Origin of the sequence: Mangrovibacter phragmitis (assembly GCF_040429585.1) — a bacterium.
Taxonomy (GTDB): Bacteria; Pseudomonadota; Gammaproteobacteria; order Enterobacterales; family Enterobacteriaceae; genus Mangrovibacter; species Mangrovibacter phragmitis.
In genome coordinates this window covers 69,540-92,845 of the sequence record NZ_CP134782.1, presented here as the reverse complement: position 1 = coordinate 92,845, position 23,306 = coordinate 69,540, and the positions used below count along the sequence as shown (strand labels likewise).

Genomic DNA, 23,306 nt, shown 5'->3' with positions numbered 1-23,306 from the left:
CCACCCTTTTGCAACCCCAAATGGAGGCGGTAAATCGGTGGATACCCCACCTGCCATAGCAGGCCGTGTCTGGTGCCGTGAGTCGGTAATGTTTTATTCCTGGTTGCGCTCTGCGTTGTCTGGTGCGTTGCAATCGCATAAGAGCCATGCTTACCTGATAATAAATGCATTTAAGGGAATAGTCTGTGACCACTGGTTTTAAGATGGATAAACACGATTATTTTATCAATGACTGGTTAATCGATGAATCAGCGAACGCGCTTGTTAACGCCCACACAGGTGAATTACGCAAGCTTGGCGAGTACCAGTTTCGCCTGCTCACTGTGCTGGTTGAACATGCCGGCAAGGTACTGAGCCGCGAAGATATCACCAATATGGTCTGGGTGGACAGGGTGATAGGCAGTAACAGCCTGCCAAACGCGGTGCATGCCCTGCGAACCGCTCTGGAAGATGACGGCAAAACACAACGCATTATCCGCACTATACCTAAGCGTGGATATTTGCTGTCTGCAGAATATTGTCACGTACAGCCACGAAATAACCCCGCTGAGGATAATCAGAGGTTGTCCTTCCAATCCGCAGACCTGGTTGGGTTACAGACTGACCTTATCAGGGCGGACGTTGCTACAAACGCCATGCAAACAGCCGATGACTCCGCTGAGCCCCCGTCATCTGAAGTGCCTGAGCAAGAGGCGCCTGTGGCGACACCGGGTGAGTCTCATGCGGAAGACTCTGCTATGCCAGCGGTGCCACCAGCCGAAATAGCGGCCGCGTCAGTTGCGTTGGCTCCCCACCATTCCCGGCAAGTCCGGGTTAAAAAAAGCTGGCTGCGTAGCCCGCTTAACCTGTCAGTACTGTTTGCTGCCGTGGTGCTGGTGTTCCTTGCAGGGCAAACCTGGTGGCAAGAACGCCATGATATGCACTTACATGTTAATCGCAGTAATGAAAAAGCGTTCAGCAATATTCGCCTGTATGGCATTGAAGAGCCAAACATGAGTGGCAGCAGGCAGGACAACCTGTTCGCCCGGTTACAGAAAACGTTTTATACGCTGAATTCTGAACTGAGCGAGAAGTCCGCCAGCATGTCGGTGTATTACCAGACGCTGGGGCAATCCCTGAATTACAGTTTTATTGTTAAAGGCCCATGTAGCCAGCAACAGTACGTAATGGTGATTCACCACTGGCGGGTGAATACAGAACGCCTTAATGATTTGATTTTGAAAGAAACCCGGAGAGAAATGCATGACCTGGCGACCTGCGCTAAAAATTAGTGTGCTTATCGGTCTGGTTTGCGCAATCGTGGCCTTGCTGTGGTATCAGAATCGTTGGGCCGTGTATACCTGGGTTGGGGTGCGCGGTAACGTGGAAGGTACTATCCCGTTTGGTTACTATGACCTCAGCTCGGGCAAAAGTGAACACTATGATTTCACAACAAAAGTTGTTAACAATGAATTGATTACCACCTTTGCCAGTACCGATGGCAACAACTTCCGTATGCAGGGTAAATTCATTATGCGGCGCAATGATGGCGAACGCAGGTTCTACGAATTTCACCCGGTGGCGTTCTCCACAGAGAAAAATGATCTGATGCTGGAGAACATGATGGATCTGTTTCTCAGCCGTGAAATTGAAACCTGGCGGCTGGTGATTGACGGGCAAAGTGTCTTTGTCTGGCAAAGCGGCGGTATTTACCTGCCACCGCGCTAAGCCGCACGACTTCGGGTAACCTGGCGTTACCCGAGTAAATGCCTGACAGTGGCCTGGGGAATATTGGCCTGCGCCGCCAGCGACCGGGCCAGTTGTTCAAAATGATTACGGCTGCTGGCAAGTTGCTGCCCGACACCCTGAGCTGTTTGCTGAACATGTTGCGTGGTCAGTGCCGGTGACATTTCGCGAATCCGCTCAGTGACGCTGGCTTTATGCTGGCGCAGAGTGGTTTGCTGATGGGTGATATGCTGCAACACCTGTTCAACCTCCCGGCGCGCATGTTTATCCCACTGGCCGGTTAACTGTTGCAGGCTGTCAACCGGGCTTGCCTGAGAAACTGGCGATAACAGCGTAAAGCTGTCTGCCGGAAAATGTATCCCTTCCCCCCGTACCCGCAATGACCCTTTCAGCGTGTCCCAACGCGACTCATCCGCCGTAAACAGGCACTCGCCGCGCGGGCTGAACTCGCCATGAATGCCAAACTTGCCCAGGCTGGCATTAAGGTGCGCCAAAATTTGCCGGGGCGACGCCGCTTCTGGCAACGTTACCGCCGCCAGCTGTTTGTACCCTTTTCCGGCGGCAAAGATCAGTGTTTCGCCTTGTGGCTGGCTGAACACTTCGCGTGGGAATCCCAGACTGAAGTGTACTTGTGAATCACGGGTCAGCGAGATGTTCAACTGCCGGTCGACTGTACCGGCGGATCGTTGCAGACGCTGTGCCAGTTGTTGTTGCAGTGCTGCGGTATCACGCGATGGACTACCGGGCTGGCCTTTAGTGTGGCGGTAATGCAGCAATACACCTTCCAGGCCCTGCAGGTAATCTTCGGCCTGCTGAATAGCCGTCAGTTGCGCATTGAGCTGAATGTTGTAGCGAGCAGGTTTGCGCGACAGTAGCGCCGGTTCAGGAAAGTCTGCCGCAGGTGTTACCTGAGCAGGCGAGCTGACACGGGCGGCTTGCTGCATTTTGTGGGTGTGCGCCGCCGCGGTTTGCGTCAACCGGGTTTTAGCTGGGGATAAACTGACCTGCATAGTGTGTTACCCCATCGTGTTAAATAAAGACAACTGGTTGACCATGTTCCAGGCCTTGAAGGTGATTTGGGTCGCGTTCACATAGAGCTGCAGCTCAATGGTCGATGTCGCCACATCCGCATCAGCCAGTTCGCTCAGCACCAGACCGTTCGCCATGCTGACATCAGTATGCGCATTTTGCAGCAGAGTCAGTTGGTTCTGGCGGCCACCCAGCTCGGTAAAAATCGCCCCAATTCCGTCCTGGGCATCACTGAGTGCATCAAGCAGGTTCTGAATATCCTGCTGGTAACTGGCGGGTGACACTGCCGGGTCCTGCATTTTTTCACTCAGCGTATACAACTCATTCAGTAATCCCAGGTCATCTCCCCCCAGGCTCAGGCATTGAGTCAGATGGACATTTTCCGTGACATTAACACCGTTGGCGACCGTGGTTTCCCGGGAATTATGGTTGCCCATAAATACCCAACGCTCTGTGGCATCATCCCACTGAATCGGGGCAGTCTGGTTTTTCGTGCCGCCAAACACATAACTGCCGGATGCGCTTTTGGTATTCACGGTATCAACCAGGGAATCAAGCAACATACTGATTTCCAGGCCAAGCCCCTGCATATTTTTATCTGCATTGGCGCCGTTAGCTGCCTGCAACAGTGTGTCGTTCAGCGCCCATAACAGATCGCTGGCACTTTGTACTTGTGCCTCCTGGGTCGACAATGAACCAGATAGCCGGGTGATATTGTCCTGGTACTGCGCAATGGTGGATTGTTCCCGCTGCAACTGGTTGATACGCGTTGCGGCGATAGGATCGTCGGAGGGAACATTGACCCGCTTTTGTGTCGACAACTGCTGCATAATCTGGCTCATTTTCATATTGTTACTGTGCATTTGCGACAACATCATCTGTTTGGTATTCAGGCTGCTTACCCGCATGAAACATTCCTTCCCTGGTTAAAAAAGGCCGAGAAGATCACTGAACAGTTGGTTCCCTGCCGAAATGACCTTCATATTGGACTGATAAGCCTGCATGTAAATTTGCAGGTTGATGGCTTCCTCATCCTGGTTGACGGCGCTGAGGTTATCGCGCTGTTGTAGTGCCTGTTCCAGAATGGTGAGAGAGGCGGTCAGTTCCGTCTGGTTGTTGCGGCTGGCGATGCCCAGCGTTGAAACCATCGCTGCGCTGCCTTCGGCCAGGCTCATATTGCCAAGCCCCGGGAGATCCATTTTTTTCTCCTGAATCGCCAGGAGGAACTGCAGATTATCACCGTTACCTGGCTCACCAGGCGCGCCGGAAAGCGCCAGCTCGTCAGGGCTGAGGGTATTAACCTGTAACATGCCTGCCGGGTTGCCTGGGTCAAACGAAAACAACGGTTTGCCGGGGTTGCCATTCAGGTCGTAGCCCTGTGCCAGTTGCTCGTTCACCTGCTGCGCCAGCGCTTCCGCCATGCCCTGCAGTGCCGTTTCCATGGCATTCAGCGTTCCGGTTTCGTAATCGTACAACGCCCCCAGTTGCCCTCCTGGAGAAGGCGGCAAAGGAAAGTGGTGATCGGCAAATTGCAGGCTTAATACCGGCAGGCCGTTTTCGTCACGGCTACTGCTCATCTGCCCGGCAGTGGTGCCACTGACCAGTGGCTGCCCGCTTTTCATACTGACGTTGTAGTAGCCCTGGCTGTCTTCCACCACGTTCACTTCGGTTAACAGGCTTAATTCCCTGACCAGCTCGTCACGCTGGTCGCGCAGCACACTGCTGTTACCACCTGCGCTTTCCATGGCGGCGATTTTCTGGTTGTACTCGGCAATACCCGTTGTCAGAGTATTCACCTGAGAAACCGTAGCATCCCGCTGGCTGTTAATTGACGTACGCTGGGAATTAATCATGTCCTGGGTGTTGTTAAAACGGGTTGCCAGGGCACGGGACTGGTTAAGAAACTGCTGGCGTAACGCCGGGGATTCGGGCTGGGTGGTTAACTCGCTCAGGGCGCTAAAAAAATCATCCAGACCATTGCTAATGCTGGTGCTGTCATTGCCAATCACCTGCTCCAGCGCACTGAAATATTGTTGGTTGATTTGGTAATAGCTGGCCTGGCTGCTGGTGTGCCAGACCTGGCTTACCAGATACTGGCTCGATATGCGGCGAATGCTGTCTACCTGCACACCATTGCCAACCTGAGCTGTGCCATAAGGGCCGACAGCGCTTTGCACTATCCCTTGCCGGCTGTACCCCGGGGTCAGCATATTGGCAACATTCATCGCTGTCACGTTCATGCCCATCTGGGCGGTTTGTAACCCGCTGTATGCGGTATTGATCATGTTCATCCGTGGTTTTCCTGGGTGGAAAAATCGTCATATTCCCTTGCGGGGAAGCCCGCTGTTATCTGGTTAAAACGGCAAGCCAGGCCCGGTTCTTAAGTTGCTGGCGGATTCTGCCCGTCCAGTTGCGCAAGGATCAGGCGGCTGATACCCGCGCTACCTTGCGCCGCCAGGTGGTTTGCCAGTTGGTCATCATAAAGTTCGCGCAGCAGGGTTTGCTGTTTGCTGTTAAACAACGAATCCTGAGTCAGTGCAGTGCTGGCGCTGCGCATCTGGCTGAGTAACGTGCGCAGAAACATCGCTTCAAACTGGTTGGCGGCTTCCGCCAGATTTTGTGGGCGGGCTTCACCCGCAACAGGGCTGAATGGTGAACCGGCGGTCGTGGTTAATGGGGTTATCATGGCGCTTCTCCTTAAATCACAACCAGCTCAGCATCCAGCGCACCGGCTTCATGCAGTGCCTGTAAAATAGCCATGGTGTCGTCTGGGGCTGCGCCCAGGCTGTTAATGGTGTTAACAATGCTGCGCAAGCTGGTGCCTGCCGGGATAGTGACCATCTGGCCGCGGTCACGGCGTACTCCAATCTCGCTTTGCGGTGCGGCTACAGTCGCGCCGTGACTCAGTGCGCCCGGCTGGCTGACCTGGGTGGATTCGTTAATGGTCACCGTGAGGTTGCCGTGAGAGACAGCCGCAGCCCGCACCACCACGCCGTCGCCAATTACCACGGTGCCGGTGCGGGAGTTAAAGACTACCCGTGGTACTACTTTCCCGGCATTCACCCGGACATCCTCCAGCACAGACATAAACGCCACCCGGCTGGCGCTGTCTGCCGGAGCATTCACGCTGATATTGGTCGCGCTCTGAGCGGTGGCCGTGCCCGCGCCAAACGCCGTGTTGAGCGCCATCGCCACATTATTGGCGGTACTGAAACTCGGGCGCTTCAGGCTGAGGGTAACCTGCCCACTGGTGTGGAAATCAGATTCAACCGGGCGCTCAACCGTTGCGCCATTGGGAATGCGCCCGGCGGTGGGGGTATTCATGGTGACACTGGACCCGCTGTTGCCTTCGGCTTTCATGCCACCCACCACCACATTGCCTTGTGCCAGCGCATACACCTCACCATCAGCCCCGCGCAATTGGGTTAACAGTAAGGTGCCGCCACGCAGGCTTTTGGCATCACCAATAGAAGACACCGTGACATCAATGGTCTGCCCGGGGGAATACCCGGGTGGCAACGTGGCGCTAAGCGCAACGGCCGCGACGTTTTTTACTTTTGGGGAAATATTGGCGGGCATTTGTACACCAAACTGGCGCAGCATATTGGTGACCGACTGGCTGGTGAACTTCACCTGGTTTTTATCGCCAGTGCCATCCAGGCCAACCACCAGGCTGTAGCCCACCAGTTGGTTGCCGCGCACTCCCTGGATATCGACCAGGTTGCCCAGCCGCTCGGCGCGGGCGCTTAGGGTAATCAACAGCAGGCATACCAATGACCTGAATCCTTTCATGATATTTTCCTTATAAAGGGAACAGTGGGTGATTAAAGAAACGGGTCAGCCACCCGGCGGAATTGGCGTCACTCAGTGCGCCTCTGCCCGCATAAGCAATGCGCGCGTTGGCGATACGCTGGGAAGAGATGGAGTTATCCGGCTCAATATCTTCCGCCCTGACAAGGCCCGTTACCCGCATATATTCATCGCCCTGGTTCAGGGTGAGCCATTTTTCGCCCCGAATGGCGAGTACCCCGTTGGGTTGCACACTGTAAACCGCCACCGTAATCGCCCCGCGCAGGCTGTTTTGCTGCTGGCTGGTTGCGTTGCCATTAAAATTACGGCTGCCATCCACCGAGCCCGCCAGTTTTTCGGCAGACTGGCCAAAAGCTTCCGGAATACCAATCGAAACGTCGTTCTTTTTGCCGAAATTGGTACGCGCCTGCTTGCTGGCCTGAGTGGATTCATCCAGCCGGATAGTCAGGATATCGCCCACCCGGTAAGCCCGGCGGTCCTGCACCAGTGACCAGTTGTATCCGGCACTGTATAACCCGCCATTGGCGGGTTTGGCGGGCGTTTCGACAGGCATAGCGGGGGGTGCGTACTGGGCATCGTCTTTATGGACCAGCAGGGTCTGGCTTTCGCACCCCGCCAGCAAGAACACCGCACCGGCTATCATCATGGTTGTTCTTTTCATCACGTTAAGCCTCTTGCTACAGCGCCTGGGTAACAAACTTCAGCATGTCATCAGCAGCAGAGACCATTTTGGCGTTCATTTCATAAGCCCGTTGCACCATTATCATGTCCACCATTTCTTCCACCACTTGCACGTTAGAGCCTTCCAGTGAACCTTGCTCCAGATGCCCAAATGCGTCTTCGCCAGGCACACCTTCTACCGCATCGCCACTGGCGGCGGTTTCCCGGTACAGGTTTCCGCCCAGCGCTTCGAGGCCCGCGGGATTCACGAAGTTGACCAGGGTGATTTGCCCTAACTCCACCGGGTCGGTTTCTCCGGCAACAATGGCGCTCACGGTGCCATCCCGCGCCACCTGAAGTGACTGCACGTTATCTGGCAGGTCGATTTGCGGAACCAGAGGCAGCCCCTGCGCGTTGGTTATCATGCCATCGGGGTTAATCTGCAGGTTTCCGGCCCGGGTGTAGGCAATATCGCCATCACTGGTTTCCACCTGGAAAAAGCCCTGGCCGGAGATAGCAATATCCAGATCCTTGCCCGTGTTCTGAATGCTGCCCACCGTAAATTCTTTCTGGGTGCCAGTGACTTTGACGCCGCTGCCGTACTGAATCCCGGTTGGAGCGGTATTGTTCTGGTCCAGTAGCGCACCTGGGGCGCGCTGGTTCTGGTAAAACAAATCAGAAAACATCACCCGGTCGCGTTTAAAGCCCGTGGTGTTGACGTTCGCCAGGTTGTTGGAGATGGCGGCCATGCGCGCATCCTGCGCGGCGAGGCCGGTTTTACTTATCCATAATGCGGGGTTCATTGTTTATCCTTTTCTGTTCTTGCCAGCGCATCATGCGCCGCGTAATAACCGGTTTCCGGCATTCGCCAGTTCTTCCGCTGCTTTCATCATCTTGATTTGCGCCTCGAACTGGCGGTTCAGCGCAATGCTGGACAGCATTTCATCCATCACAGAGACATTGGCGCTTTCCAGGTGGCGGCTGGCTATGACGATATCTTCATCGCGTGGGTTTTCCCGTGCGGCGGTCACCAGGAAGCCTGCGTCATTTTTGCTGAGCGCGGCACCGGGAACACTCACCAGTTTGATACGGTCCACATCCAGCGGTGTGGTCATACTGCCGTCTTCTGCCACCAGCGAGATCACGCCATCATCGCTGATATGGAGCGCAGAAAAGGGTGGCAGAATAATCGGGCCGTTATCGCCAATAACCGGGTAGCCATTAATACTCAGGTCGCCTTCCGGCCCCAGGGTAATTTGCCCGTTACGGGTATAGATTTCCCGGTCACCGGCGGCCAGCGCAATCAGCCCTTCGCCTTTAATGGCAATATCCAGCTCACGCCCGGTTTCACGCAACGCGCCAGGCGCCATTTCCACTGAACTGGCTGCGGTATTGACCAACTGGCGTGAAGCGTAGCCTGCGCCGGTGAGCAACTGGCTGTTGGCCGTTTCCAGGTCACGGCGAAACCCGGCGGTGTTGACGTTCGCCAGGTTATTGGCGTGGATCTGCTGGCGGGATAAATTGCGCGAAGCCCCGCTGACAGCGGTAAAAATCAGCTTATCCATTACACCGCCTGGAACAGGGAGCTCAGCATATTGTCATTGGTGCTGATAACTTTAGTGTTAGCCTGATAGTTGCGTTGTGCGGTCATCAGGCCGACCAGTTCATTGGTTAAATCCACATTGGAAGACTCCAGTGCGCCAGCAACAATACCGCCCAGTAACCCTGTTCCGGGCTGGCCGATAATGGGATCACCCGAGCTGGAGGTGTGTACCCAGGTGGTGCCATCCTGGCTGGATAAACCGTTCGGATTGGTGAAGGTTGCCAGTACCAGTTGCCCCTGAAGCATGCGCTCGCCATTGGAGTAAGTGGCGTACACGAAACCTTCGTCGTCAATCATTTGCCCGGTACACTGGCCAGAAGCGTAACCATTGCCCTGGTTTTTGCTGACCGAAAAATCAGAACCAAACTGTGTGGAACCGTTGTAGTTCACCGCCAGCGATAACGGCGCGGTTCCGGGGATATCCACCTGAATATCGACTGGAGAGGTAGGGGAAGCCAGCGTACCCTGCTCGGTAAATGACAGCGTTTGCGGGCCTGAAGGGGAATCGACCGGTTCGCCATTCAGGGTGTACCACACTTCCCAGGTGTTATCGTCAGTTTTCACATAATACTGGTTCAGCGTATGTTCCCGGCCCAGGGAATCGTACACTTGCGTGGTATACACGTTATTCCAGCTTTCGCTGTTATCGGCGTCGAAAGGCGTGACTTCTGGTACCCCGGCGCGGGCATCCAGGTTGGCGGTAAAATCGAGGTTACTGGTGCTTTTGGCCGCAATGGCATTGTTATTGATTTGCAGCCCGGAAACCGTACCCGTTTGCAGATTACCGTTAGCATCCACCGGGTTACCCTGTAGCTGCATACCAAGGTTGTTCACCAAATTACCATTGGCATCAGTACCAAAATACCCCGCACGGGTAAACGCCGTGTTCCCGCCCGCATCACGCACCATAAAAAAGCCATTACCGGCAATCGCCAGGTCCAGGCTGTTGCCGGTGGAAGCAATGCTTCCGCCTTTGGTAATACTTTGCGTCATGCCGCTAATTCCCACGCCCAGTGGCTGGCTGGAAGCATACAGCGAGGCAAATTCCGCACGGCCGGATTTAAAACCCACTGTGCCGGAGTTGGCGATGTTATTGGAAATAGCGCCCAACTGGTCGTTGATGGCATTCAGGCCAGAAATTGCAACATTGAAACTCATAAAGAATACGTCCTGTATTAACGGGCGGCGTCATGCCGCGCGTGGTGGGGTGGATGCGCCAAACTGGGTAATATTGTGATAAGCCACTTCTCCCAGTCCGGCAATGTTCAGCAGCGTCGCGCTGCCATCGAGCGGTATTCGCACGTTAGTGACAACACCGCCTATTTCAATAGGGGCAGTGGTTTCTCCGGTGTCAGTGACCACACTCAGTGTGACATCACCGGCTTCAATGCCCAGTTCTTCCGGGTCGATAGTGAAATCCACCTGGCCTGCACCCTGGCTGCCGAGTTCAATCTTGTGCTCAGTGCCATTGCTCTCTTTGACGATGACTGTCACGACACTTGCCGGGTGTTCCAGTGTCAGGCGGCCATTTACGCTGGTTTCACCATCGCAGCTAAAGCGGTCGGTATTAACCATTACGGGTTGCCCTACCAGATTGCCGGTGCTCAGGGTCTGGAGGTTGTCCATTAGCACGGTGTTGTTCGCCATTAACTGCGACATCACTTCCATGGACTGCACCTGAGTGAGCTGTGCCAGTTGGCTGACATATTCGGTGCCATCTGTGGGGTTGAGTGGGTCCTGGTTTTGTATTTGTGCCACCAGCAATTGCATAAACATGGTGTTCATGGATGACGCGGTGCTGTTGCTCACTACATTATTGCTGGTGGTGTGCGTAGTGGCGCTGGTCTGGTTGATATTCATCAGCTGGCCTCGCCCAGGCGCAACAGGCTTTGCTGCATACTTTTGACGTTGTTCAGCACTTCAACATGGGTTTCAAAATTCCGCGAAGCGGACATCATGTCGGCCATTTCTTCCACCACATTAATTTCGGGGTACCAGACATAGCCGCCGTTATCTGCCAGTGGGTGCCCGGGCTGGTAACGCTGGAGCGCACCGCTGGTTTCTACAACATCCAGCACCTGTACACGGGCACTTTGCAGTGCGCTGTGGTGCGGGTTCTGCGCCGTATGGTAGACAGAGGCAAACACCGGACGTCGCGCCTTATAGGTGCTGTCTTCGGCTGCCGCCGGGGTTTCTGCATTGGCCAGGTTACTGGCAATCGTGTTCAGCCGTACGGTCTGGGCCGTCATAGCTGAACTGGATATTTGGTAAATTGCTTCAAATGCCATTTTCAGGGTTACCTTGCGGGTTAACGTTCTTCAATAGCCTTTTTCAGGCCAGCGAATTTCATGTTCAGGAAGGTCAGGCTCATATGAAACGCCTGGGCGTTTTTGGCAAATTCTGCCTGTTCGACATCCAGAGCCACGGTATTGCCATCTGCCGCAGGCTGGTAAGGCACGCGGTACAATGTTTCTGGCGTGGTGTGGCGTAATCCTGGTGAATTTGCGCGTTGCATCTGCGCGGCAAAATCAATATCTTTAGCCTGGTAACCCGGCGTATCGACATTCGCCAGGTTGGCAGAAAGCACTTCTGCCCGGGTTACTCGCAAAGCCAGGGCTTCGGGGTGAATGCCTAACGCTTTGTCAAAATGAATACTCACTGAGTACGTCCTTGTTTATTTCTGGTTGGTTGCTTCCTCACACTCTTAATAGCAATCATCGTGCCAGGAATTTAATATTATGTATTTCAGTAAGTTGCATTTAGCCTCTTCACTCAATGGGAAGTTTCTTTTCCCCGTAAGCGCCGCTGTTTTATGGCTTTTTTCCGCCTGCGCCACGGTTGCTGCAAATGGCCTGCCCTCCGCGCGCCTGCAGATTGAATCCGCCGCCCGCCAGGCGGTAAACCAGGCTGTAAACCAGCAAGCAAAACGCCAGCAATGGCAAGACTGGCAGTTACGCATTGCGCTCTTTGTCGCGCAGGATGTAGCGAATTACCCACGCTGCGCCACCCCACCAGAAGCACAGTTAAGTGGTCTGTCTGCTCAGGATTTCAGCCGGATGAAAGTGAATGTGCGTTGCACTGGCGCGCTGAGCTGGCAAACCACTGTCACAGTCAAACCCGAGATCCTCCTGCCTGTTGTCACCGCCCGCCACGCCTTGCCCCGGGAACATCTGCTTACTGCGCAAGATCTGGTGATGAAAAAGCAAAATATTGTGGCTATTCGCGGGGGATATGAGACGAAAATCGAGAAACTTAGCGGATTTTCCGTAAAGCGCCGGTTGCGGGAAGGCCAGGTTATTTCGCTGCAACATGTCGATAAACCGCAGGTTATTTCTCGTGGTCAGCAGGTGACACTGGTTGCCAGCCAGCAGGGAATTGAAGCCCGTACCCAGGGGGAGGCACTCCAGAATGGGCGTGCAGGTAGCATGATTCGGGTCAAAAATCTTTCCAGCGAACGTATTGTGCTGGCGCAGGTGGTAAGTGCCGGTCTGGTAAAAGTGGTGGCAGAAACAGAAGAATAATCCGCAGTGAATATTTAAGTTTCTGAACGGACCGGCCGTTTTCCTCGTTTACCACAGTGGAAACTGTTTTTCCGCCCAGGCCAGATTTGCGATGGCTTTTTATGACAGGATAAAAATGATGAAAATTACCGGCTCACAACCGCTTGCCATCCGCCAGATGACAGAAAGCCTGCCTGCAAAAGCGGCAGGTAATGAAGAGAGTATTGCGGCAATCATGCCGTTATCTGCCGCAAATGAGCCGGTTCCTGAAGGGGCGCTGGCGGCGCTAAAAGCCATGCCCGATGTCGATTTGGCGCGGGTTGAAGAAATGAAGGCAGCGATTGCTAAGGGTGAGTTCAGTATCGACCTGGAAGCACTCAGCCAGGCAATGTGCCAGTTTCACCAGGGGGGCCAATGAACAACCAGGCCCGCCAGTATTTGCAGCAGTTCATGCACGACCTCAGCCAGGACTATAAAGCCTGGCGCGGCCTGAATGCTCTGTTACTCCGCCAGCGTCAGGCAATCCTGGCACGCAATAGTGAGGAACTGGAGACCATCAACCAGCAAATTTTTGGCCTGTACCATAAGTTGAGCAGCACCGGAAACACCCGGCAAAAGTTGTTAAGCGCTCTGGGGATAAGCGCTAATCATCAGGGTGTGCAGCGCCTGATTCGCCATTTGCCCCCGGCCTGGCAGGAGAGGGGCAGAGCTTTATGGCAGCAGGTAGAAACACAGGCCAGAGAGGCACAGACAGCGAACCAGTATAATGGCACCTTGCTGAATATGCAGTACGACATCGTGCAAAGCATACTCAATGCCAGCGAGCCGGAGAACTGGCTCTACCAGCACCGCTGAAGCTGCCCGCCTGCATAAAAACGCAGACCGTCTAAACTTAAATGTTAAGTGAAGGAGGTTGCGTGTTTTTATACAGTCTGATGATTATTGCAAGTGTTTGCACCGCACTGGGGATTGCCTGGGATATTCGCCATCATCCTCAGCATATGAAAGTGATGTCTGTCACCTGGCCAGTAACAGGGCTTTATATGCCGGTTTTTGGTTGGTTTGTCTGGCAGGCGCTGGGAGCACATAAGCGCACTGACACTCATGACCACAGTGCGCACTCCGCACACCACCACACAATAAGCTGGCGGGATGCTTGTGTCTCGGCTACGCACTGTGGCGCAGGATGCGTGACTGGCGATATTATCGCTGCGCCTGTTGCGGCTTTCACCAAAGTGACCCTGGCCGGTTCAGCCTTCTTTGGGCATACTCTGGTGTCGTTTGTTGCGGCATTTTTACTGGGTATTTTGTTTCAGTATCTGCCTATGCGTGAAATGGGGGAAAAATCGCGTGTTGCAGCCTTAATCAAGGCGGTCAAAGCCGACACGATTTCCCTGGTGGTTTTCCAGGCCGGTATGTTTATTTGCCTGTGGTTTTTTCGCAGAGGCGATGTCAACAGCGCACCGGATACCGGCTCAGTCACATTCTGGGGCCAGATGATAGTGGCTATGTTTGTCGGTTATGTGATTTCCGTACCAGCGAATTATTTGCTGCTGAAACGCGGTATCAAACATGCCATGTAAATAACCGGGTTGCGCGGGCCATTCATGAAACAAACCACGTCCGCGTATTACCCTCCCATCATTGGGTGTCTTACATGTTGTGCAGCAAGGGCATCCGTCACCTGTTGTTCTTTACGGCGCAGGGTTTCCTGTTGTTGTTCACGGTGTTGGCCCAGCAGGCTTTCCAGCCCCTGGAGCTTTTTACGCGCGAGTAATAATTTCCCCTGCAGGCGACGGGTTTCTGACTGCGCCAGAGCATGGGCCTGAGTTTGCCCGTCTATAACCCGTTGCAATGTGCGCTGGTAATTGACCTGGTTGCACAACTGGCCTGGGCTGGGCGAAGTGGTGACGGGCAGTTCCGTTGCCAGGCGGGTTAGCGTATCCAGCGTGGTTTTGAGGCGTTGTTGCTGTTGCTGGTGGTGGGAAAAATCGCGGCTCATTTCGTCTAACTGACGGCGGCGCAACTGGTGTAATTGTTCAAGGGTATGCAGTGTGTTGGTCATAGTATCAACCTCATAGTATCAACCTGCCTGTACCAGGGTGCTGAGTTCATGAATAGCCTGAAGAGTAGCCACCGCGTCATTAACATCCTGCTGCAGAAAACGCCCGATAGCGGGAGCCAGACTCACGGCTTTGTCTGCCAGTGGGTCTGCTCCGGCAACATAGCCGCCCAGGGGAATCAGGGGTTTTACCTGTTGCCAGGCAGCCCAGGTCTGTTTAAATGCCCGGGCAGCTTCCTGATGGGCGCGCACGGTTATCTGGCTCATACAACGGCTAATGGATTGCCCGATATCAATGGCCGGGTAGTGGCCGCTTTCCGCAAGCTGGCGGGATAACACAATATGTCCGTCAAGCACCGCACGGGCGCAGTCAACAATCGGATCCTGCTGGTCATCGCCTTCGGCAAGTACGGTATAGATGGCGGTCATAGTGCCTGCACTGGTGCTGTTCCCCGCGCTTTCAACCAGGCGTGGGATCATGGCGAAAGCCGAAGGCGGGTAGCCTTTGGTTGCCGGTGGTTCGCCCAAAGACAGCGCGATTTCCCGCTGTGCCATGGCGTAGCGGGTCAGGGAATCGACAATCAGCAGCACATCTTTTCCCTGGTCACGAAACCAGGCGGCAATACGGTGGCATAATTCAGTGGCCTGAATGCGCATCAGTGGCGATTCACCCGCAGGGGCGGCCACCACCACGGATTTCGCCAGCCCTTCTTCCTGTAGTGCTTCATCAATAAACTCTCTGACTTCACGCCCCCGTTCGCCAATCAGCCCGACCACCACCACATCAGCCTGCGTAAAACGGGTTATCATGCCAATCAGCACACTTTTTCCCACTCCACTCCCGGCCATCAACCCAACGCGCTGACCTTTACCAATGGTCAACAGGCTGTTGATGGCGCGGACCCCGACATCCAGCACAGTATTTACCGCCCGGCGTTTCAGTGGGTGAACCTGGCTAATCTGTGCATCAAGTGGGGTTTCGCCGTGGAGCTTGCCTTTGTCATCCAGCGGTTCTCCCATGCCATTGATAACACGCCCAAGCCAGTGTTCACCAATCATCAGTCTGTCGTTCTTGTCGGTTGGGAAAACCCGGGCGCCAGAGCTCAGCCCTTCAGGTTGAGAAAGCGGCATTAACCAGGTGATGTCCTTGTCGAAGCCCACCACCTGGGCCGCAATATACCCACTGCGTGCGTCTTCCACCTGGCAGTGCTGGCCAATAGCCAGCTGGCAACCCGTGCAGGCCAGCAACGGACCATGCACCCGTACCAGCTTTCCGGCGACTTTGGCCAGCGGAGTGGTGTTGATAGCGCGCAGTGCCTGTTCAAAATCATTCGGTTTCATGGGGTTGCTCTGCTAACAATGTGGATTTCAGTGTGTCCATGCAGTGATCAAGACGGTGTGCGCAACCAATATCAATTTCTGCCTGCTCAGTGATAACCCGGCATTCGCCAGCCGCAAGTGTGGCTTCTGCACACAGCCCCCATTGCTGGACTTTCTCAGGCAGGGTGTCCTGTATGCGGGCGAACTCTTCCGGGTTCATTTGTACCCGAATTTGCCGCGCAGGCCCGGCCAGACTACTCAGGGCTTCTTCTATCAGTGCCAGCAATTGCGTAGGTTGCAGTGCCAGCTCGCAGCGAATGACCTGGCGGGTGACTTTCTCCACCAGTTGCAGCAGTTCAGTACGCCGTTGTTGCTCGTAGTCCGCTAAAAAGCGGTTCACAGCCAGGCTGGCGCTGTCCAGTGGCGAGACGGTATCGTCAAATTGTTGCCGGGCCTGGCGTTTTCCTTCAGCCAGCCCTTTGCGCATGCCTTCTTCAAAACCCAGGCGTACACCTTCCTGGTAACCTTCCTGCTTCCCCTCTTCCAGCCCGCGGGCAAAACCCTGGTTCATGCCATCGTTATAGCCACGGGAAAGCTGCTGCTGGGTTGTACCCTGCTGGCCGGCATCTGTTGGTGCGTGGTCTGGTTGCGCCGGACGCAATGGGGGAAACTGGTAACGGCGCGGCCTGATTACCGCCTGACGGGGTTGTTTTTCCATCTTTGTCTCCGGTTATTCCAGGGTGCGTTCAGCAAACAACTGGATGTCGATTTCACCCTGCTCTGCCAGTTCGCGAACCGTTGCCATAATGGCTTTGCGCTCCTGCTCAATACGGCTCACCGGTAGCGGGCCAAGGCGGGCAGTACTGCTTTGCAACTGCGTGACCTGGCGTTTGGGCAGCACACTGTAAATGGCCTGGCGCAGTACCGGCTCAGTGCCTTTAAGGGCTATCGCCCAGGCATCGAGTGCCACCTCGTCCATAATGCGTTGCAGGGTTTGCGGGCTCTGGCGGCTGAGAATAAAGAACTCATACATTTCATCTTTTAATGCATCGACGATTTGCTCATCGCGTTCGCGCAACTGGGCCAGCAGTGTTTGCTGGTTGTCCGGAATGCGGTTCATGATATTGGCGGCATGGCGCACACCCGCAACCCGGGAGCCATGTTCAGAAATCACCGCCACGCCCCGGTCAATCAGCCGGTCAAGTTCATTGATAACGTCGCGGTTAACATCATCAAGACGGGCAATACGCCACAGAATTTCGTCCTGTCGGGATTTGGGGAGCGCGTCCAGCACATTGGCGGCGACATCGGGTGGCAAAAAGGCCAGAAATACCGCCTGTAATTGCAGGTGCTCATGTTCAATCAGCGCAACTAACTGCGGGACATCTACCCATTGCAGGCGCGTCATGCGGTAGCGAATCGCTTCGCCATAAATCCCGTTGATCACACTACTGGCTATTTCACTGCCCAGTGCTTTTTGCAAAATTCCCTGCAAATAGCTGCGTGATGCGCCGTTAATCCCGCTTTGTTCGCTGTAATCCTGGAAAAAACGGTTAATGGCATGGCGCACATGATTCACTTTTACACCGTGCAGGCGTGCCATGGTTTCACTCAGCACCAGGACTTCCTCCCGGGAGAATTTCTGCATCAGTTGCGCAGCGGCTTCTTCGCCAACACTCAGTAACAGAATCGCGGCCTGTTCCAGAGGTGTGCGGTTGCCTGGTTGCGGATTACTGCTCTTTTTCGCTGTTTCGTTCATGACTACTAATCCATTGTTTCATCACTTCCGCCATACGGTCCGTTTCATTGCTGGCGAGGGTTTGCAGAAACTCAACTTTGGTTTCCAACCCGGAACTCATCGGTGGCAGATTTTCTTCCTGTTGGAAAGGGCTGTTTGCCAGCGCTTTTGGCGGTGTATCTTCATTGCCCTCTGTCTGCGGTGACGGCGATTGCGCCTCCGTCAGGAGTTCAGCGGGAACGGGCTGCGCCGGAACGGTTTTCACTGTGGTAAAGCGCCGCACCAGGGGGCGCAGGCCGAACAGTAATACCAGCAGCGCCAGCAGGAGCAGCCCGGCGTTTTGGCCCCAGAACTGAATTGCTCTGTCCTGCCACCACTTTTCTGCAGGTAAATCTGGCAGAGAAGGTGCATCGCTGAAAGCCAGGACACTCAGGCTGAGCACATCTCCCCGGGTGGCATTGAGGCCAGCCGCCTGTTCAACCATCCTGGTGATATCTGCCAGTTGTTCAGGTGTCAGGGCCTGAGTTGCCACTGCCCCCTGGTTCAGGACAACAGCAACCTGCAGTTTCTCCAGCCGCCAGCCCGGGTGGCGGATATGGCGAATATCCCGGTCAAAAGCGTAACTGCGCTGGGCATTGCTGCGGCTGGCAACAGGGCCTGCCGGGTTAGCGGTATTTTGTGCAGCGCTTCCTTCGGCCGCAGGCGTAACCGGGCGGTTACTCAGTGAGCCAGGAATACCCAGAGCCAGTTCCCGGCTGGTATTTTCTTCGCTCAGGTTTTCTTCACGGATTTTGGGTTGTTCTCCCAGCCGTTCCTGTGTTTCTTCGATGTGGCTTAAGTCTACCTGCGGCGCGACACTGATACGGAAGTTGCCATTTCCCACCAATGGGGTCAGCAACACAGCGATATTGTGTGTGGTTTCGTTGCGAATACGCTGTACGGCATCCAGGCTGGCACGGCTTTGCATCGCATTGCCCTGGCTGGCAGCAAAGGCTTCTGACAGCAGATTGCCGCTGCTGTCCACAACACTGACGCTCGCTGGCTTCATTCCCGGAACGCTACCAGTGACTAACTGAATAATGGCTGCGATTTGCGCGTCATCAAGTTGCCTGCCCGGTGCCAGTTGCACCAGCACAGAGGCACTGCTTTCAGGGCGATTATTCAGGACAAATGAGCTGGCATCGCTCAGGCCAAGGTGCACCCGCGCCCGCTCCACGGCGTTCAGCGCCATCACACTACGTGCCAGCTCTCCTTCCAGGCTGCGCTTGTAGCGCACATTCTGAATAAACTGGCTGGAGCCAAGCATCTCCTCTTTGTCCATCAGCTCGTAGCCATCGGGCAACGTGGCGGAAATCCCTTTGGCGGCCAGTGCCATTCTCGCCCGTGCCAGCGTTTTTTCCGTCACCAGAATATCACCCGAGACCGGGTTAACCCGGTAGGCAATGTTTTCTGCGCCCAGTACTTCCACAACCTGTGCGACGGGAATGTTTTCAGCCTGGCCATAGAGCGCCACATAGCCCTGGTCGTTACGCCAGAGGGATAACACAATCGCGCCGGTGAGCACCAGACCGCCAGCGCCCATCAGCCATTGTGTTTTGTTCATGTTGCCAGGTAGCGCAAATGTACGCAGGCGAGTGGTGAGTTTATTTAGCACGGTCGCCACCTTACAACGGTGTATTCATGATGTCGTCCAGCGCCCGGGTCAGCTTATTGCGAACCTGTGTCATCGCTGAAAAGGCAATACTGGCTTTCTGGCTTTCCACCATCGCCCCGGCCAGGTCATCACTCTGGCCCGTCGCCACGGCATGTTGTTGGGTTGCAGCACTGTGCTGGAGCTGATTAACGCTATTGACCGCGTTATTCATCAGTGCGGTAAAAGAGGGCTGGCCCGCCTGTGTTGCAGGTTGTGCTGCACGGGTAATACCGGCGCTTGCCGTGGCAGCGGTTTGTGCCAGAGCCTGAACCAGGGCGCGTTGCTCGTCAGCCAGGCTTACGCCTGAAATAGGTTGTGCCATTTCTGAGTCCTTTCATTGTGTGCAATTAATTCGCGCTGGCGGCAATATCCAGACCATCTTCCCGCATGGCGGCCAGACGGTAACGCAGAGCGCGTGGGGTAATGCCTAAAAACGCAGCAGTACGGGATTTATTCCCGTCGTGGCGGCGCAATAACTCCAGCAGATAGTGGTATTCCGCCAGGCGGCCTTGTTGTTTCATACGGTGTATTGGTGGTTGTGGTGAATCAATTTCCCCGGCAGGTGTCAGGTGAGAACCGGCCGCCTCTTTGCTGGTGTGGCCCAGGCCAAAATCACGGGCATGAATTTCTTTACCATCGCAAAGGATAAGCCCGCGCTGGATAACATTTTCCAGTTCACGCACATTACCCGGCCAGCTGTGTTGCACCAGAGCCTGGCAGGCATCACCACTCAGGTGGATATCCGCACCGTGGAACTGGTGATATTTACGAATAAAATGGCGCGCCAGCGGTAAAATATCCTGAGGGCGTTCCCGTAAGGGGGCTACATGAATAGGCATAACAGCAATGCGGTAATACAAATCCTCACGAAAACGCCCACAGGCCATTTCTTCTGATAAATCTTTATTGGTTGAGGCAATAATACGAATGTCGAGCGGGATTTTCTGACTCCCACCCAGCCGTTCAACCATATTTTCCTGCAATACGCGCAATAACTTTACCTGCAGAGCCATTGGCATATCACCAATTTCATCCAGCAATAATGTGCCACCATTTGCCTGCTCAAATTTACCCGCAACACGGGTGATTGCTCCAGTAAATGCACCTTTTTCATAGCCAAACAGAATCGCTTCCAGCATATTTTCTGGAATAGCGGCACAGTTCACACCAACATAAGGCGCCTCCTCATCAAATGCGTGCTCATGAATGTATTTGGCAATGCACTCCTTACCGGCACCGGTTTCACCGGTAATTAATACCGGAACCTGAAATTGCGCCACACGGTGTGCAAGAGAAAATGCATCCATACTATTTGGGTCGCTGGCAATAAAACGATTAGGATGCATATTTTCAGTGTTTAATAATGTACGCATAAGTGCTCTTCATTCATTTTCAGGTTAGCAGCCTTGCTGGCAAGACAATCAGTTATAACAACAAGCAAATCTTAATTAAAAGTATATTCACTCTTATCTTTAAGCTATATCAGCCAATGAGTGAGTGTTTTTCTTAAGATTGTTTTTTTCATGCCTGCCTCTTATTAAGAATCTTCACTTTGAATTTTCTTAAGTATGAGCAGTGAGGGAGATAATGTCTCATTTTTAATGAGTATTAAAATATTAATCATTAAAAATCATACAGTTAACACATTAAATCCCTGTGTGATTAAAAAGGATTATTTATCAAATAATAATTTTCTTAGTATTGTTTTTTAGTTCTTATAAGGTTCTAATTAATGCATGCATTTTGTTTGCATGTATAACAAAGATATAAGCGGCACTTCACGGCAAGAAGTTAAACAAGCCAGGATATATTTCACATGGAATGCAAGGGTTACGGCCTGTAAGGACAGTATCAATGAACAAGGACATGTTTCGCAAAAGAATAAAGATTCATCAGGTGAGTGAGGTAGAACCTCTTGTTTACCTCGACGCCAGCAAATTGGGCAAGCCCTGGCATAAGTTACCTGCATTGTTAAATGATAATTTTGAGATTCTGGATGCAAAGCTCAGTATCTATTTTCTGAAAAAATTACGTGTAAATGTTTCATTGGCTGCGCTCAACTTCTTGCCAGGAAAAGACCATCGCCCTGCACAGGTTTATTCCACCGGTTATGGCCATGTGGGTTTCGATATTGAGCGCCCGTTATTGCTGAGAATTCTTAATGATTACTATGGGCTAAATGATGACACCCAACATCATTCATCAACTGATCATGAACAAACAGAAATTACGCTTCCGGTGACCAAAACAGAGGAGCGGCTGAAAAATAAAATCGCCCAGGACATTATTTCTCTGGTGCTGGATAACACGCTTATTGGGGTGGATATTCAGCCCGAACAAGATCATGGCGCCATTATTCATCAATGGGCAGGGTGTATTCAACTGGAAATGGATGGTTACCAGCAAGGGTGTTTCAGGCTGTTGCTGGATAACGCACTGGTTGACCGTTTATTACAGCGCCTGCGTAGTGGTTCTGTTGCGCAATCCCCTGGCGCTGTTCTCCGGCCTCCTGCGGCGCTTGAACACCTGGTTTCACATATGCCAGTGCGGCTAAACGGCAAACTAACGGGTATGACTATTACCGTCGCCCAGATGGCTGAAATCCGCCCTGGAGACATTATTCCCATTGCGCTCAATGAACCCGTACCAGTGTTTGTGAATAAGGCGCAAATCCTGACTGCCAGCATTGCCCAGGAACGCGGGAAACTCTTTTTTTGCGATTTTAATGACAACCTGATTGAGAAACATCATGACTGATTTAGAAAACGGACTGGAGATGCCACTGGATTTTAGTGATATCGACCTGGGTGAGCTGCCAATGGAAGACCGGGTTGAAGGCAACCTGCGCCTTGATTTACAGGGGCAGGAGCCGGTGGCGGATAACGCGGCACAGCGGCGCAAGATGGCATTATTCAGCCGTATTCCGGTGACGCTGACTCTGGAAGTGGCGTCAGTGGATGTCACCCTGGCTGACCTGATGGAGGTGGATGGCAACAGTGTGATTGAGCTGGATAAACTGGCGGGCGACCCTCTGGATATCAAGGTAAATGGTATTCCTTTCGGGAAAGCCGAAGTGGTGGTGATTAATGACAAGTACGGTCTGCGTATTGTGGAATTTAACAGCCACGATTTAGGCGAGCTGGCATCATGAAGCGTTGGTATTTAGCGTTACCCGTGCTGGCCGCCACTCTGTTTGCCCTGCCCGCGCTGGCTGCGGGCGGCGATATAACTTTATTCAGCACCAGCGATAACGGTTCGGGCCAGGATTACCACGTTAATATCGAAATTCTGATAATGATGACCTTGCTGGGCCTGCTGCCCATCATGGTTTTGATGATGACCAGCTTCACCCGTTTCATTATTGTACTGGCCATTCTGCGCCAGGCGCTGGGGCTACAGCAAAGCCCGCCGAATAAGATCCTGACCGGTATTGCGCTGGCGCTGACATTACTGGTTATGCGCCCGGTATGGACCACTGTACATCAGGAAGCAATTACACCTTTCCAGAACGATGAAATCTCATTGCAACAGGCGTTAACCCGGGCAGCCACGCCGTTACGCCAGTTTATGCTGGCGCAAACCGACAAAAAAGCAATGGGGCAAATAATGACTATTGCACAGGCCCAGGGCGACGCCACAGAGCAGGATCTGACAGTGGTTACCCCGGCATTTTTGCTGAGCGAACTCAAAACCGCCTTCCAGATAGGCTTCATGATTTATATCCCCTTTTTGGTGATCGATCTGATTGTTGCCAGCATTTTGATGGCGATGGGGATGATGATGCTCTCGCCGCTGATTGTCTCACTGCCGTTCAAGCTGATGCTGTTTGTTTTGTGTGACGGCTGGACATTAATGGTGGGGACGCTTACCGCCAGCGTACAAGGATTGTAGCGCAATGAATATGGATCTCGCCGGGGATGTGATGGCCTCGGGTATTCAACTGGTATTACTGATTGCTGCCGTGGCGATTGTTCCAGGCCTGCTGGTCGGGTTGTGTGTGAGCATCTTTCAGGCCACGACACAGATTAACGAACAGACGCTGAGCTTTTTGCCGCGCCTGCTGGTTACGCTGACCATTCTGATTGTTGCCGGGAAATGGATGCTGACCCGACTGGCCGATTTCACGGTGGAAATATTCCACCAGGCTGCTGCGCTGGTGGGCTGAC

29 protein-coding genes are annotated in these 23,306 nt (G+C 53.6%); 10 read left to right on the top strand and 19 right to left on the bottom strand.

The features are described from left to right. Window positions 1-203: 203 nt before the first annotated feature. A complete protein-coding gene (locus tag MPHASIOC01_RS00460; RefSeq protein WP_353613709.1) occupies window positions 204-1,271 on the top strand; it encodes a transcriptional regulator in 1,068 nt (355 codons plus the stop codon). Continuing rightward, a complete protein-coding gene (locus MPHASIOC01_RS00455) occupies window positions 1,243-1,707 on the top strand; it encodes a hypothetical protein (RefSeq protein WP_064597403.1) in 465 nt (154 codons plus the stop codon). Before MPHASIOC01_RS00460 ends, MPHASIOC01_RS00455 begins: the two co-directional genes overlap by 29 nt. Window positions 1,708-1,733: 26 nt before the next feature. Here MPHASIOC01_RS00455 and MPHASIOC01_RS00450 read toward each other — a convergent pair whose 3' ends face one another. The 12 genes from MPHASIOC01_RS00450 to flgB all read right to left on the bottom strand — a co-directional run bounded on the left by MPHASIOC01_RS00450 (window position 1,734) and on the right by flgB (window position 11,486). Further along, a complete protein-coding gene (locus MPHASIOC01_RS00450; protein WP_353613708.1) occupies window positions 1,734-2,735 on the bottom strand; it encodes a hypothetical protein in 1,002 nt (333 codons plus the stop codon). A 6-nt stretch (window positions 2,736-2,741) separates the two neighbouring features. Then, on the bottom strand, window positions 2,742-3,662 hold the full coding sequence (flgL, locus tag MPHASIOC01_RS00445; protein WP_074388791.1) for a flagellar hook-associated protein FlgL: 921 nt from the start codon (window positions 3,660-3,662) through the stop codon (window positions 2,742-2,744). A gap of 18 nt (window positions 3,663-3,680) precedes the next feature. After that, window positions 3,681-5,045 (bottom strand): flagellar hook-associated protein FlgK, encoded by a 1,365-nt coding sequence (gene flgK, locus MPHASIOC01_RS00440; RefSeq protein WP_353613707.1) that lies wholly within the window; start codon window positions 5,043-5,045, stop codon window positions 3,681-3,683. Window positions 5,046-5,134: 89 nt separating this feature from the next. After that, a complete protein-coding gene (locus MPHASIOC01_RS00435; RefSeq protein ID WP_064597397.1) occupies window positions 5,135-5,440 on the bottom strand; it encodes a rod-binding protein in 306 nt (101 codons plus the stop codon). Window positions 5,441-5,451: 11 nt separating this feature from the next. Beyond that, window positions 5,452-6,546, bottom strand: coding sequence for a flagellar basal body P-ring protein FlgI (locus MPHASIOC01_RS00430; RefSeq protein WP_082917863.1), 1,095 nt, complete (start codon window positions 6,544-6,546; stop codon window positions 5,452-5,454). A gap of 10 nt (window positions 6,547-6,556) precedes the next feature. After that, a complete protein-coding gene (gene flgH, locus MPHASIOC01_RS00425) occupies window positions 6,557-7,225 on the bottom strand; it encodes a flagellar basal body L-ring protein FlgH (protein ID WP_353613706.1) in 669 nt (222 codons plus the stop codon). 16 nt (window positions 7,226-7,241) lie between these two features. Continuing rightward, entirely contained in the window at window positions 7,242-8,027 is a 786-nt protein-coding gene (gene flgG, locus MPHASIOC01_RS00420; protein ID WP_064597390.1) for a flagellar basal-body rod protein FlgG, read from the bottom strand. A 30-nt stretch (window positions 8,028-8,057) separates the two neighbouring features. Continuing rightward, entirely contained in the window at window positions 8,058-8,789 is a 732-nt protein-coding gene (locus MPHASIOC01_RS00415) for a flagellar basal body rod protein FlgF (RefSeq protein WP_353613705.1), read from the bottom strand. Then, the gene (flgE, locus tag MPHASIOC01_RS00410; RefSeq protein ID WP_353613704.1) at window positions 8,789-9,985 is read right to left on the bottom strand and encodes a flagellar hook protein FlgE; all 1,197 of its coding nucleotides are present in this window, start codon (window positions 9,983-9,985) and stop codon (window positions 8,789-8,791) included. The genes MPHASIOC01_RS00415 and flgE overlap by 1 nt, the downstream gene beginning before the upstream one ends. 30 nt (window positions 9,986-10,015) lie before the next feature. Next, window positions 10,016-10,687 (bottom strand): flagellar hook assembly protein FlgD, encoded by a 672-nt coding sequence (gene flgD / locus MPHASIOC01_RS00405; RefSeq protein WP_064597384.1) that lies wholly within the window; start codon window positions 10,685-10,687, stop codon window positions 10,016-10,018. Then, on the bottom strand, window positions 10,687-11,115 hold the full coding sequence (gene flgC, locus MPHASIOC01_RS00400; RefSeq protein WP_064597382.1) for a flagellar basal body rod protein FlgC: 429 nt from the start codon (window positions 11,113-11,115) through the stop codon (window positions 10,687-10,689). Before flgC ends, flgD begins: the two co-directional genes overlap by 1 nt. Before the next feature lie 20 nt (window positions 11,116-11,135). Beyond that, on the bottom strand, window positions 11,136-11,486 hold the full coding sequence (gene flgB, locus MPHASIOC01_RS00395) for a flagellar basal body rod protein FlgB (protein ID WP_064597380.1): 351 nt from the start codon (window positions 11,484-11,486) through the stop codon (window positions 11,136-11,138). 79 nt (window positions 11,487-11,565) lie between these two features. On the opposite strand from flgB, the gene flgA reads away from it, so the two are divergent. From flgA to MPHASIOC01_RS00375, 4 genes are all read left to right on the top strand, one after another. After that, the gene (flgA, locus tag MPHASIOC01_RS00390) at window positions 11,566-12,348 is read left to right on the top strand and encodes a flagellar basal body P-ring formation chaperone FlgA (protein WP_353613703.1); all 783 of its coding nucleotides are present in this window, start codon (window positions 11,566-11,568) and stop codon (window positions 12,346-12,348) included. Between the two features lie 115 nt (window positions 12,349-12,463). Beyond that, complete coding sequence (gene flgM / locus MPHASIOC01_RS00385) at window positions 12,464-12,745, top strand: flagellar biosynthesis anti-sigma factor FlgM (RefSeq protein WP_353613702.1); 282 nt, start codon at window positions 12,464-12,466, stop codon at window positions 12,743-12,745. Further along, on the top strand, window positions 12,742-13,182 hold the full coding sequence (locus tag MPHASIOC01_RS00380) for a flagellar protein FlgN (protein ID WP_353613701.1): 441 nt from the start codon (window positions 12,742-12,744) through the stop codon (window positions 13,180-13,182). The genes flgM and MPHASIOC01_RS00380 overlap by 4 nt, the downstream gene beginning before the upstream one ends. A gap of 62 nt (window positions 13,183-13,244) precedes the next feature. Continuing rightward, window positions 13,245-13,910 (top strand): DUF4396 domain-containing protein, encoded by a 666-nt coding sequence (locus MPHASIOC01_RS00375; RefSeq protein ID WP_197499268.1) that lies wholly within the window; start codon window positions 13,245-13,247, stop codon window positions 13,908-13,910. Between the two features lie 47 nt (window positions 13,911-13,957). On the opposite strand, the gene fliJ is transcribed toward MPHASIOC01_RS00375, so the two are convergent. From fliJ to MPHASIOC01_RS00340, 7 genes are all read right to left on the bottom strand, one after another. Further along, a complete protein-coding gene (fliJ, locus tag MPHASIOC01_RS00370) occupies window positions 13,958-14,392 on the bottom strand; it encodes a flagellar export protein FliJ (RefSeq protein ID WP_064597373.1) in 435 nt (144 codons plus the stop codon). Between the two features lie 18 nt (window positions 14,393-14,410). Next, on the bottom strand, window positions 14,411-15,730 hold the full coding sequence (fliI, locus tag MPHASIOC01_RS00365) for a flagellar protein export ATPase FliI (protein WP_064597372.1): 1,320 nt from the start codon (window positions 15,728-15,730) through the stop codon (window positions 14,411-14,413). Beyond that, window positions 15,717-16,427, bottom strand: a complete 711-nt coding sequence (gene fliH, locus MPHASIOC01_RS00360) for a flagellar assembly protein FliH (protein ID WP_353613700.1) — start codon at window positions 16,425-16,427, stop codon at window positions 15,717-15,719. The genes fliI and fliH overlap by 14 nt, the downstream gene beginning before the upstream one ends. Before the next feature lie 12 nt (window positions 16,428-16,439). Beyond that, a complete protein-coding gene (locus MPHASIOC01_RS00355; RefSeq protein ID WP_064597368.1) occupies window positions 16,440-17,468 on the bottom strand; it encodes a FliG C-terminal domain-containing protein in 1,029 nt (342 codons plus the stop codon). Then, window positions 17,440-19,050 (bottom strand): flagellar basal-body MS-ring/collar protein FliF, encoded by a 1,611-nt coding sequence (gene fliF, locus MPHASIOC01_RS00350; RefSeq protein ID WP_369938377.1) that lies wholly within the window; start codon window positions 19,048-19,050, stop codon window positions 17,440-17,442. The genes MPHASIOC01_RS00355 and fliF overlap by 29 nt, the downstream gene beginning before the upstream one ends. A gap of 61 nt (window positions 19,051-19,111) precedes the next feature. Then, complete coding sequence (gene fliE / locus MPHASIOC01_RS00345; RefSeq protein ID WP_064597365.1) at window positions 19,112-19,462, bottom strand: flagellar hook-basal body complex protein FliE; 351 nt, start codon at window positions 19,460-19,462, stop codon at window positions 19,112-19,114. A 25-nt stretch (window positions 19,463-19,487) separates the two neighbouring features. Then, window positions 19,488-20,513 carry a sigma-54 dependent transcriptional regulator gene (locus MPHASIOC01_RS00340; RefSeq protein ID WP_353613698.1) on the bottom strand — a complete coding sequence of 342 codons (1,026 nt, stop codon included), beginning with the start codon at window positions 20,511-20,513 and terminating at the stop codon, window positions 19,488-19,490. Between the two features lie 481 nt (window positions 20,514-20,994). Between MPHASIOC01_RS00340 and MPHASIOC01_RS00335 the strand changes: the two genes are divergently transcribed. The 4 genes from MPHASIOC01_RS00335 to fliQ are packed head-to-tail and all read left to right on the top strand — an operon-like array spanning window position 20,995 to window position 23,305. Beyond that, the gene (locus MPHASIOC01_RS00335; protein WP_197499267.1) at window positions 20,995-21,897 is read left to right on the top strand and encodes a FliM/FliN family flagellar motor switch protein; all 903 of its coding nucleotides are present in this window, start codon (window positions 20,995-20,997) and stop codon (window positions 21,895-21,897) included. After that, on the top strand, window positions 21,890-22,291 hold the full coding sequence (gene fliN, locus MPHASIOC01_RS00330; RefSeq protein ID WP_064597361.1) for a flagellar motor switch protein FliN: 402 nt from the start codon (window positions 21,890-21,892) through the stop codon (window positions 22,289-22,291). The genes MPHASIOC01_RS00335 and fliN overlap by 8 nt, the downstream gene beginning before the upstream one ends. After that, complete coding sequence (gene fliP, locus MPHASIOC01_RS00325) at window positions 22,288-23,031, top strand: flagellar type III secretion system pore protein FliP (protein WP_064597359.1); 744 nt, start codon at window positions 22,288-22,290, stop codon at window positions 23,029-23,031. The genes fliN and fliP overlap by 4 nt, the downstream gene beginning before the upstream one ends. A 4-nt stretch (window positions 23,032-23,035) precedes the next feature. After that, window positions 23,036-23,305, top strand: coding sequence for a flagellar biosynthesis protein FliQ (fliQ, locus tag MPHASIOC01_RS00320; RefSeq protein WP_353613697.1), 270 nt, complete (start codon window positions 23,036-23,038; stop codon window positions 23,303-23,305). The last annotated feature ends 1 nt before the right edge of the window (window position 23,306 follow it).